Genomic DNA, 10,197 nt, shown 5'->3' with positions numbered 1-10,197 from the left:
GATTTTCCGAGTTCTATCCGCGGTTTCCCGGGCCCTATCCGCGATTTTCCGAGCTCTATCCGCGATTCGGGAAAACCTGACAAACTTCGCGCGACCCAGCAAAAGCGACGCGGCATAGCGAAAGAACACAAAACAAATGATATAAACCAATCACGATACCATCAGGAGTAACAAGTACAAGTTTCCTGATGGTATCGTCTCTTCCTTTTACCTCGGAAAAAAAATACTTACATGGTGGTGCTAGATATGGAACAACCTTGGTGGAAAAAATCAGTCGTCTATCAAATATATCCAAAGAGCTTTAATGATACACAAGGAAATGGTGTTGGCGATCTTCAAGGAATCATCGAAAAGCTTGATTACTTAGAGAAGCTGGGTGTAGATGTTATTTGGTTAACGCCTATCTATCAATCTCCTCAGCGTGATAACGGCTATGATATTAGCGATTATTTCTCTATTCATGAAGAATACGGATCTATTGAGGATTTTGATCAGCTAGTAGAGGAAGCTCATAAGCGCCATATTAAGATCATTATGGATATTGTTGTAAATCATACTTCAACAGAGCATGAATGGTTTAGCAGGCGTCTTCCTCTAAGGATAATAAATATCGTGATTACTACATTTGGAGAGATGAAGCAACAAACTGGCAATCTAAGTTTGGCGGTTCAGCATGGAAGCTCGATGAAACGACTGGTCAATATTATCTTCACCTATTTGATGTAACTCAAGCAGATTTGAATTGGGAAAATGACGAATTACGTCAAGAGGTTTATAGCATGATGGACTTTTGGTTCCAAAAAGGTCGATGGCTTCCGACTTGATGTAATTAACTTAATCTCTAAAGACCAAAGCTTCCCTGACGATGACGGTTCTGTTGCACCTGGTGATGGACGTAAATTTTATACAGACGGTCCTCGTGTACATGAGTTTATGCACGAAATGAATCAGAAGGTCTTTTCAAAATACGATAGTATGACGGTAGGTGAAATGTCCTCTACCACGATTGATCATTGCATCCAGTATTCTAATCCTGAGCGTCAAGAGTTAAGCATGACATTCAATTTCCACCACTTAAAAGTCGATTATCCAAACGGTGAAAAATGGGCGATTGGTGACATGGACTTTAAGGCTCTTAAAAAGATTCTTTCAACATGGCAAATTGGCATGAACGAAGGCAATGGTTGGAATGCATTATTTTGTGTAATCACGATCAACCAAGAGTTGTTTCTCGATACGGAAATGACGGAAACTACCATAACGAATCAGCAAAAATGCTTGCAACCACGATTCATATGATGCAGGGGACTCCTTATATCTATCAAGGAGAAGAATTTGGAATGACAGACCCGAAATTCGATTCTATTCATGATTACAGAGATGTTGAAAGCCTAAATATGTATACCATTTTGAAAGAAAAAGGATACTCTGAACAAGACATTCTTGACATTTTAAAAAGAAAATCTCGTGACAACTCAAGGACACCTGTGCAAATGGATGAAACGAATCATGCAGGATTTACAAATGGGACACCTTGGATTTCAGTCGCTAACAACTATAAAGAGATAAATGCAAAGAAGGCTTTAAGTGACGAAAGCTCCATTTTCTATCACTACCAAAATTGATTTCATTAAGAAAAACATATGATGTGATAACAGATGGCAGCTATCAGCTTCTACTGCCTAATCATGAGCAAATCTTTGCCTATGTAAGGGAAACTGATCACGAAATGCTAGTCGTTGTCAATAATTTTTATGAAGAAAAAACGATGTTTGAACTACCAAAAGAAATAACTATGGCAGGGTTATCTCGTGAAATTTTATTATCAAATTATGCTGACTCTTCAACTACTAGTGAAAAAATAGAACTTAGACCGTACGAATCTATTGTGTACTATATGAAAAAATAACAAGACCTACTTGTAAAAGCACCTTATGCACCGATACATCGTTCATGGTAAAATTAAGTCGGTGATGATGATGCGAACGAATAAATATATGAATATTTTAAAAGAGTGGTCAGATAAAATAAAGCACGGGGAAATAAAAGCAGGCGAGGTCCTTCCTTCAGAGAATGAACTCGCAGAACGATACGAAACAAGTCGGGAGACCATCCGTAAAGCGTTAAATCTATTGAGTCAAAACGGGTTTATCCAAAAAATTCGTGGCAAAGGCTCTATTGTTCTTGATGTACAGAAGATGAGTTTTCCTATTTCAGGACTTGTCAGCTTTAAGAGGTTTCAAACAATTTGAATATGCAGCCGATAACGACAGTTCATAATCTTGGCTTAATCAACCAGAGCCCTTTATTAAGCAACAGCTTCAAGCTTCTAGCAAGGACGAGGTTTGGAAGGTTGTTCGATCAAGAAAAATTGGCGTTGAGAATGTCATTCTAGATAAAGACTATTTCCTCAAAAAATACGTTCCTATGCTAACCACACAAATCTGTGAGAGCTCCATTTATGAATACCTTGAAAAGCAATTAAAGCTTTCCATTAGCTTTGCGAAGAAGGAAATCGTTGTCGAGGATTGCACGAATGAGGACGCGAATACTTGACTTAGAAGGTTTTTCCCATATTGTCGTCGTTAAGAATTATGTTTACTTAGAAAACGCTAGTTTGTTTCAATATACAGAATCTCGCCATCGCTTAGATAAATTCCGATTTGTCGATTTTGCGAGACGGGGTGTATAAACAAAAAGTATGGAGGGTAGCCTTCATGCTTTTTGTTTATGAATTTTTTAGGGATTATTGAATCTAATAACCACCACAGTGATTAACATAGGCTCTAATTGGACATAGCTTAACGTATAAAACATTGTTAGAGGTGGGTTTTTGAATGATTTAAGTGTTACTCTTCACTATTTTTACGTTTTCGTTATGCTTTCGGGTGCTTTTATTTTTATACGATTAGTAAAAAAACGGAAGGTGTGCCTAAATATGAATTTTAGTAGCGACCTTAATACCACTCTGGTCTGGAGCTGCCTATTTATCCATCGCTTTAGGACAAGGTTTATTAGAAAAACCAGAGAAAACCATTTATTTTGCAAGATACATTGATTGGGTCGTGACAACGCCTATGCTGCTTATTGCTCTAGCATTTACTGCTATGTTTTTTGAGAAGAAAAATAAAACGTTAATTATATCTCTAGTGTTTGCTGATGTATTTATGATTTTAACGGGACTTATAGCCGACTTTTCAAGTGAAAACATCAAGTATATTTGGTATCTCCTTGGAGTTGTCGCTTTGTTTATTATTCTTTATATCATATGGTATCCACTACGAAAATAGCGGTCCGAGGTGGAAAGCAGTTATCTAGTCATTATACGCGTACCGCTGCGTACTTAACGGTGTTTTGGATTAGCTATCCTACCGTTTGGCTACTGGGTCCATCTGGTTTAGGATTAGCACAAGCAACAACCGAGTTAATCGCGTTTATCTTCTTACCTATTTTCTCAAAGGTTGGATTTAGCATTCTAGATTTAAATGGATTACGACATTTAGAAAAAGGAAGAGCCTTGTGATTAGTTCACAGGGCATTTTTTTATTGAAAATGATATGATAAAGCTATCCTACTATAAGGAAGGGAATACATATGAAACAGGATTTAATAACAAGATTAACGCGTTATGTGAAGGTTGATACACAATCAAACGAACAAAATGAGGTGTGCCATCAACACCTGGTCAATTAACATTAGCCAATATGCTTGTAGAGGAACTGAAGGAAATCGGAATGTCGGAGGTCACAATTGATGAAAATGGCTATGTGATGGCAACGCTTCTTCAAACACAGATAAGGAAGTCCCGACAATTGGATTTTTAGCACATGTTGATACGGCAACGGATTTCACAGGAAAAAATGTCAGTCCTCAGCTAGTCCAACATTATGACGGGAAAGACATTGTCCTAAATGAAGCTTTACAGGTCATTATGTCTCCTTCCCAATTCCAAGCCTAAAAAATTACGAAGGTCACACATTAATGACAACGGATGGTACGACATTATTGGGTGCAGACAATAAGGCCGGCATTGCCGAAATTATGACAGCCATGCAATACCTGATCTCTAATCCTGACATTAAGCATGGGAAGATCCGTGTTGCGTTCACACCTGATGAAGAAATCGGCCGTGGTCCACATAAATTTGATGTAAAGGCTTTTGGCGCTAACTTTGCTTACACAATTGATGGTGGTCCTTTAGGGGAGCTTCAATATGAAAGCTTTAACGCAGCAGCCGCGAAAATTACATTCAAAGGAAATAATGTTCACCCAGGTACAGCTAAAGCAAAAATGGTGAACTCCGCTAAAATTGCGATGGCTTTCCAAAGTAAATTACCTGCTATGGAGGCTCCTGAATTTACAGAGGGCTACGAAGGTTTCTTCCATCTCATTTCAATAGAGGGTGACGTAGAAGAAACAAAAGTCCACTATATCATTCGTGATCACGATAAAGATGCATTCGAGGAGAGAAAGGCGAAACTAACTGAACTCGTTGCCGAATTTAAAGGTGTTTACGGCGAAGAAGCCATCATATTGGAACTAAATGATCAATATTACAATATGAGAGATAAAATTGAACCCGTTAAATACATCGTGGATGTCGCACATCAAGCGATGGAGAACCTTGGAATTGAGCCAATCGTAGAACCTATTCGTGGCGGTACAGACGGATCACAGCTATCTTATATGGGACTTCCAACACCGAATGTCTTTACGGGTGGCGAAAACTTCCACGGTAAATTTGAATTTATCTCAATTGAAAACATGGAAAAAAGCACCCAAACGATCGTCGAAATCTGCAAGCTATTCGAACAAAGCTAATAGTGGTGCCAGTCCCCCAGCGCTTTAACGCACTGGGGGACTGGCACCTTAAAAGGAGAATCTCAATATGTTAACTCTCATTAAAAACGGTGAGGTTTATGCACCGGATTATATAGGGAAGAAGGATCTTCTCCTCACACATGATAAAATCGGCTTTATTGAAGATGAAATTACTCTTTTGCCATCTTCATTTGTTAATATGAAGGTCATTGATGCTAGTGGTTTAAAGGTGGTACCTGGGTTTATTGATTCACATGTTCATATCACGGGTGGTGGTGGCGAAGGTAGTTACAAGACGCGCACCCCCGAAATACAATTATCGCAGGCTACAACTGCAGGTATAACAACACTTGTCGGCGTTATAGGTACAGATGGCACTACGCGCACAATGCCCAATCTCTTAGCAAAAGCAAGGGCGCTCGAGGAGGAAGGCATCACCTGCTACGTCCATACGGGCTCCTACCAAGTACCAGTTAAAACACTTACAGGTAAAATTGAAGACGATCTAATACTTATTGATAAGATTATCGGAGTTGGCGAGATCGCCATAAGTGACCACCGATCTTCTCAACCAACTGTTGAAGAAATTGCAAAGCTTGCCTCAGCTGCACGAATTGGTGGAATGTTATCAGGTAAAGCAGGAATTGTAAATATTCACGTTGGTGACAGTCTTCAACACTTGGATTTACTATTAGATGTTGTCTCATCAACTGATCTCCCTATTCGTCAGTTTTATCCTACACATATTAATCGAAATCCACACCTCTTTGAAGCTGGCATTCAATACGCTCTCCAAGGTGGCTGGGTTGATTTCACGACTAGTACGATTCCTAAATTTCTAGAAGAAGGCGAAGTAAAATGTAGTACGGGATTAAAACGCATGCTTGAAGCCAGTGTCCCAATCGAACAAATCACCTTCACTTCAGACGGTCAAGCAAGCCTACCAGACTTTGATCAGCACGGTGAAATGATTGGTCTCAAAATCGGGAACGTTAGTACTCTCTTCCAAGAAGTAAAACAAGCTGTTCAACAGGAAAACATCGACCTATCAACCGCACTTAAAGTAATAACAAGTAACCCTGCTAGGATTCTCAAGCTTCAGCAAAAGGGTGAAATCAAGATAGGAAAAGACGCAGATCTCGTTTTATTAGACGAGCAGCTAACGATACAATCCGTATGGGCTAGAGGAAAACAAATGGTTGAAAATGGTGAAGCGATTGTGAAAGGAACGTTTGAATAGAAGAGATTGTCAAAAACAAAGCATACTTGTCCCAGCTAGCCTTTCATTAACTAAGGATTACGCTAGTAGCAATTCAACTTTAGCAACAAATAGAAATCAATAAATCACGTAACGCACAGGTTATCATGTCTGTGCGTTTTTACATGCCTTTTTCTAGTAGCATATCACGTAAGACCTTTTCACCCACGCTTTAGCTTTAATAGATTAATGGTAGGCTGTATGCCTCTTAGGTAAGATTTATCCACCTCATGTATCAACAGTTTTCTAAACTAATAAAAGTCCCCTTATAATTTGTCTAAATTTGTCGATATATAGTACAGACATATAAATCGACCTTAAAAAATTTTTATATGAAAGGTTCATTAGCCTTTATTTTCTTAAAAATGTAACAATGAAAGGAAAATGCACACGTGAAGATGAGAACAAAACTTTTAGGTATTATCTCCATTTTAATTTTTTCATTATTGCTAATTGGAGGCTTATCTATTTTCATTAACTCCTCTACTGTCAAAAAGGATGAGCTTTTAACAGATAAAATGGAGGTTCAAAATAAAATTAAACATATCCAATACAGGTTAGCGGGATTATCAAATGATGAAAGAGCTTTTATCATCACTGGGGAAAAAGAGTTTACTGAGGGAATGAAAGAAAAAGCAGAAGATATTTTCACTACTTTAGAGCAATTGAAGTCCCTCATCCATAACCAAAAATATAGATCGAATGTCGAGGACATCCAAAAAAACTTCACAGAATATTGGAGCTTGAATCAGGAAGTGGTATCTCAATTTTCCACAAGTCCCGACCTGGCTAAATCCATGCACTTTGGTGAAGAGAGAACACTAAGAAAGGATGTACTGGATCCGTCCGTAAATGAAGTAGTTGATCAATTAGATAAGGATGTTGAGAGCTTAAAAGCAGATATTAAAAAATCTGCAACCATCAGTAAATGGTTCATCCTAATCGTAACAACAACTACAATTATAGTAAGCATTTTGTTCAGCACACTCCTTCTAAGATCTACCTTAGGGTCTCTTAAAAGCTTAAATAGACAACTTGAAGATATTGCACAAGGAGAAGCAGATCTGACCCAAACGATTACAATTAAGGGGAAAGATGAATTTAGTCAGCTCGCTAGATCATTTAATACTTTTATTCATTCACTAGGAAGTATCGTCAGACAAATAAGCGACTCATCGGAGCAAGTCGCTGCTTCTTCCGAAGAATTATCGGCAAGTGCTGAACAATCTAAAATGACATCTAATCATGTATCTAACTCAATGAAGGACATTGCCTTAGCGAGTACAACTCAAAGTTCTCTGACAGAAGAAAGTTCAAAATCAATTAATGAGATACTAGACAACCTATCCGAAGTGACGGTTAATACGAGCAATATTGCAGAGAATTCCTCTTTTATGAGAGATAAGGCAGAAATGGGTGCCTCTACTTTAAATAAGATGGCAAATCAAATGACATTAATTAGTCAATCTGTTCACGAAGCTGGTACTGGATTAGAATCATTAGTAAACAGTACAACTGAGATTAGTGATATCACTTCTCTAATTAGTACTATTTCAGAACAAACAAATCTGCTTGCATTGAACGCAGCCATTGAAGCTGCTCGGGCAGGAGAATATGGAAAAGGCTTTGCCGTAGTAGCAGAAGAAGTTCGAAAGCTGGCTGACGAAACAAACAAATCTGCCGGTCATATTAAACGATTAGTTTCCACAATTGAAACTGACTCGAAGGATACGGAAAATAATATTAAAAACGTTCAGCAAAATGTCCATTTAGGTATGAACTTAGTGACTGATACGAACCATCAATTTAGTGAGATATTAAGTCTAATCGGACAAGTAGCCTCCCAAATTCAAGAGGTGGCTTCTGCAACACAACAATTAACTTCTGGTGTTGAAGGTATTCAATATACCCTTTCAACTCTTGAAGTAGGAACGAAAGAAACATCTTCTAGCTCTGAAGCTATCGCTATAGCTACACAAGAACAATTAGGCTCTCTAGAAGAGATATCTGATGCAGCCTTCTCGCTCTCACATTTAGCTGAAGAATTACAGAAGATCGTCAACCGCTTTAAATTTTAAAAGCATCGCAGGTCCTTATTAATTCTAGGGGAAATAAAGCAAATTGGAATGAAGGTGTTCTCTGCCTTCTTTTCCATTTTGGCTTATCCTTATTCCTCTTATTAATTAACTCTTTTTGGCACTAAAAGCCCTTCCTTATCATGTAAGTAGGTCCATTTCAGTGGAGAACCATTTAAAATAGCACACTAATAAACAGACTAAATCGCATATGATTTAGTCTGTTGTTTTTTCTTTATATATTCATGTTTATTGGATCTAAACACTCGAAATATCATTCGAAATTGCACCTTGTAACATTGTGACAATTGCTGTGTCAACGCAACAATTGTAATTTTATGTTAAAATAGATGTCAAAACTGTAACTGTGAAGAAAAGTGCTTAAACTAACAGAACAAAAAATATTGATAAACTTGGGGAGGATTTTTTTTATGCTTATTAGAATAGTAGTAGCGATTATTGCCGGTGGAATGATGGGCTTTATAAGTTGTTTGTTTATTGCGAGTGCAGTTAACGCACCGGATAGTTCATTAGTCTATTCTACTTATTTCGGAGTATTCTCAGGTCTGTTAATTTGTTTAATTATTGAAGTGAGCAAACTAGATAGTAAGAGGCATAGAAACTAACAATCTATGTGAAAACAGCCTATTCACTTAATTTGTACACCAAAATACACGATCTGCTATCGGTAAGCTGGCTGCTCCCTTTATGAAATGTAGTAAAACGTCTGTATCAGATCTCCCAATATACTCATCTTTATCTACGTTATAATATTGAACTACTTCAACCTTATATGTACCGTTATCTATTTTGATTTTATTTATAGAGCAATTGCGATTAGGTACATTGTGATTTTTAAACTGAGCAGCCATTGTAAGGCAATCATAATCCACTAAATATAGTTGGTTCTCCGTTACTTCCAAGTACCCTACTGCTTTCCTAAAGCATGGATCAGCTATTTCTGCCGTACCTATTTTAACTTCTACTCTCCAGGAATGTTCAATGCCTTCTTCAGTCATTTGAAAAACCAAAATATGTCCACACTTCATCTCGTCTCCGAAATGTCGTAAGAGACTATCTAATTCCCAATCTTCTCCTACGAATGCTTTGTATTCACTAGCGTTTGCTACTCCAATAAAGTTTGTATCTCCAAAGTTCATTAAAAATTTCATCCTTTTCCTCCATTCATTATCATTACTTACACATTATTAGATGATGAAAAAGGGGACAACAATCCATCTATGAATTGTGCCCCCAGTTGTTCTGACTAGTATCTAATACAATAAGGATTCTTCTCTTTTGATAAGTAAAGTGATGATTCGCCTTACCATCTCGTAATAGCTTCATCTTGTTCTTTTAATGATCGTACATTTACCTTTGTGTCATCAATGTTTTTCTCTACTATGGAGACATATTCCGAAAGTAGTTGGTGGATTTGTGCTTCTCTTTCAAGAAAATAGCTTGTGTAGTCTAGTTTGTTTTTCCCCATCTCCTTTAAACTTGGCGATCGTAGATTAATGGATTGCAGGGCTGATTTTGCCTCATTAAGCTCCTTCACTACCGTTCCATAATTTAGTTTAATCGTCACCATTAGAATAACCGCCTTCTTAATTCACTAATTCGGTCAGATAGCTCTTCCACCGCATCCTCACCACGATCAACTAGTCTTCCAGCCTCAAATGCAAGGGCACTCGTCACATTAAGAAGAGCTCGATCCATTTCTAAACTATTGATCTTATTTTCAATCTTTTGCTGATAATCTTCAAAGTCATTTTGTCCGATGTCCTTTAAGATAATATATGCGTCCTCACGTTCCTCATCATAATCAGTTGCTCGCTGTCCTTGCCATTCATTGCCTAGATCAGGTTCCTTAATCGTTTTGATTTCTTTTAGAAAAAGCTGCTGTTCATCTAGAAGATCATTTTTCGCTTTTGTTAATCTTTCAATCTTTTCATCTACTTGATTTGATCGATTCGAAATTGTTTTTTGAATACTAAAAAGGGAATCCGCCAAACTCATATTCTCACCTCATTTATGTAGGCT

General features: G+C 37.6%; 8 protein-coding genes and 3 pseudogenes. 8 read left to right on the top strand and 3 right to left on the bottom strand.

All coding sequences use genetic code 11. The features are described 5' to 3' along the window. Positions 1 to 246 precede the first annotated feature (246 nt). The 8 genes and pseudogenes from treC (at position 247) to A9C19_RS20975 (ending at position 8,780) form a co-directional block, all read left to right on the top strand. Positions 247 to 1,909, top strand: a pseudogene (treC, locus tag A9C19_RS21010) (alpha,alpha-phosphotrehalase). A gap of 70 nt (positions 1,910 to 1,979) precedes the next feature. After that, positions 1,980 to 2,692: pseudogene (treR, locus tag A9C19_RS21005) on the top strand (trehalose operon repressor). A gap of 250 nt (positions 2,693 to 2,942) precedes the next feature. After that, positions 2,943 to 3,290, top strand: coding sequence for a bacteriorhodopsin (locus tag A9C19_RS22880; RefSeq protein WP_083584460.1), 348 nt, complete (start codon positions 2,943 to 2,945; stop codon positions 3,288 to 3,290). Next, positions 3,221 to 3,523 (top strand): bacteriorhodopsin, encoded by a 303-nt coding sequence (locus A9C19_RS20995; RefSeq protein ID WP_145925824.1) that lies wholly within the window; start codon positions 3,221 to 3,223, stop codon positions 3,521 to 3,523. Before A9C19_RS22880 ends, A9C19_RS20995 begins: the two co-directional genes overlap by 70 nt. Positions 3,524 to 3,594: 71 nt before the next feature. Next, positions 3,595 to 4,821, top strand: a pseudogene (gene pepT, locus A9C19_RS20990) (peptidase T). A gap of 67 nt (positions 4,822 to 4,888) precedes the next feature. Then, positions 4,889 to 6,061, top strand: a complete 1,173-nt coding sequence (gene iadA, locus A9C19_RS20985) for a beta-aspartyl-peptidase (RefSeq protein ID WP_072578062.1) — start codon at positions 4,889 to 4,891, stop codon at positions 6,059 to 6,061. A 410-nt stretch (positions 6,062 to 6,471) separates the two neighbouring features. Continuing rightward, positions 6,472 to 8,157, top strand: a complete 1,686-nt coding sequence (locus A9C19_RS20980; RefSeq protein ID WP_072578061.1) for a methyl-accepting chemotaxis protein — start codon at positions 6,472 to 6,474, stop codon at positions 8,155 to 8,157. A 428-nt stretch (positions 8,158 to 8,585) separates the two neighbouring features. Then, positions 8,586 to 8,780 carry a hypothetical protein gene (locus tag A9C19_RS20975; protein ID WP_072578060.1) on the top strand — a complete coding sequence of 65 codons (195 nt, stop codon included), beginning with the start codon at positions 8,586 to 8,588 and terminating at the stop codon, positions 8,778 to 8,780. 27 nt (positions 8,781 to 8,807) lie between these two features. Here A9C19_RS20975 and A9C19_RS20970 read toward each other — a convergent pair whose 3' ends face one another. The 3 genes from A9C19_RS20970 to A9C19_RS20960 all read right to left on the bottom strand — a co-directional run bounded on the left by A9C19_RS20970 (position 8,808) and on the right by A9C19_RS20960 (position 10,173). Then, positions 8,808 to 9,314, bottom strand: coding sequence for a hypothetical protein (locus A9C19_RS20970; protein ID WP_083584462.1), 507 nt, complete (start codon positions 9,312 to 9,314; stop codon positions 8,808 to 8,810). Between the two features lie 164 nt (positions 9,315 to 9,478). Further along, positions 9,479 to 9,745 (bottom strand): YwqI/YxiC family protein, encoded by a 267-nt coding sequence (locus A9C19_RS20965; protein WP_072578058.1) that lies wholly within the window; start codon positions 9,743 to 9,745, stop codon positions 9,479 to 9,481. Beyond that, positions 9,745 to 10,173, bottom strand: coding sequence for a YwqH-like family protein (locus A9C19_RS20960; protein ID WP_072578057.1), 429 nt, complete (start codon positions 10,171 to 10,173; stop codon positions 9,745 to 9,747). The genes A9C19_RS20965 and A9C19_RS20960 overlap by 1 nt, the downstream gene beginning before the upstream one ends. Positions 10,174 to 10,197: the final 24 nt, after the last annotated feature.

The organism is Bacillus weihaiensis (assembly GCF_001889165.1).
GTDB classification, from domain to species: Bacteria; Bacillota; Bacilli; order Bacillales; family Bacillaceae; genus Metabacillus; species Metabacillus weihaiensis.
The sequence above is the reverse complement of the archived record's forward strand: the minus strand, read 5'-3'. Positions and strand labels throughout refer to the sequence as shown.

Coding starts and splice junctions, on each gene's coding strand:
- iadA (WP_072578062.1), top strand. CDS start 4,889: ATGTTAACTCTCATTAAAAACGGTGAGGTTTATGCACCGGATTATATA.
- A9C19_RS20975 (WP_072578060.1), top strand. CDS start 8,586: ATGCTTATTAGAATAGTAGTAGCGATTATTGCCGGTGGAATGATGGGC.
- A9C19_RS20965 (WP_072578058.1), bottom strand. CDS start 9,745: ATGGTGACGATTAAACTAAATTATGGAACGGTAGTGAAGGAGCTTAAT.
- A9C19_RS20970 (WP_083584462.1), bottom strand. CDS start 9,314: ATGAACTTTGGAGATACAAACTTTATTGGAGTAGCAAACGCTAGTGAA.
- A9C19_RS20960 (WP_072578057.1), bottom strand. CDS start 10,173: ATGAGTTTGGCGGATTCCCTTTTTAGTATTCAAAAAACAATTTCGAAT.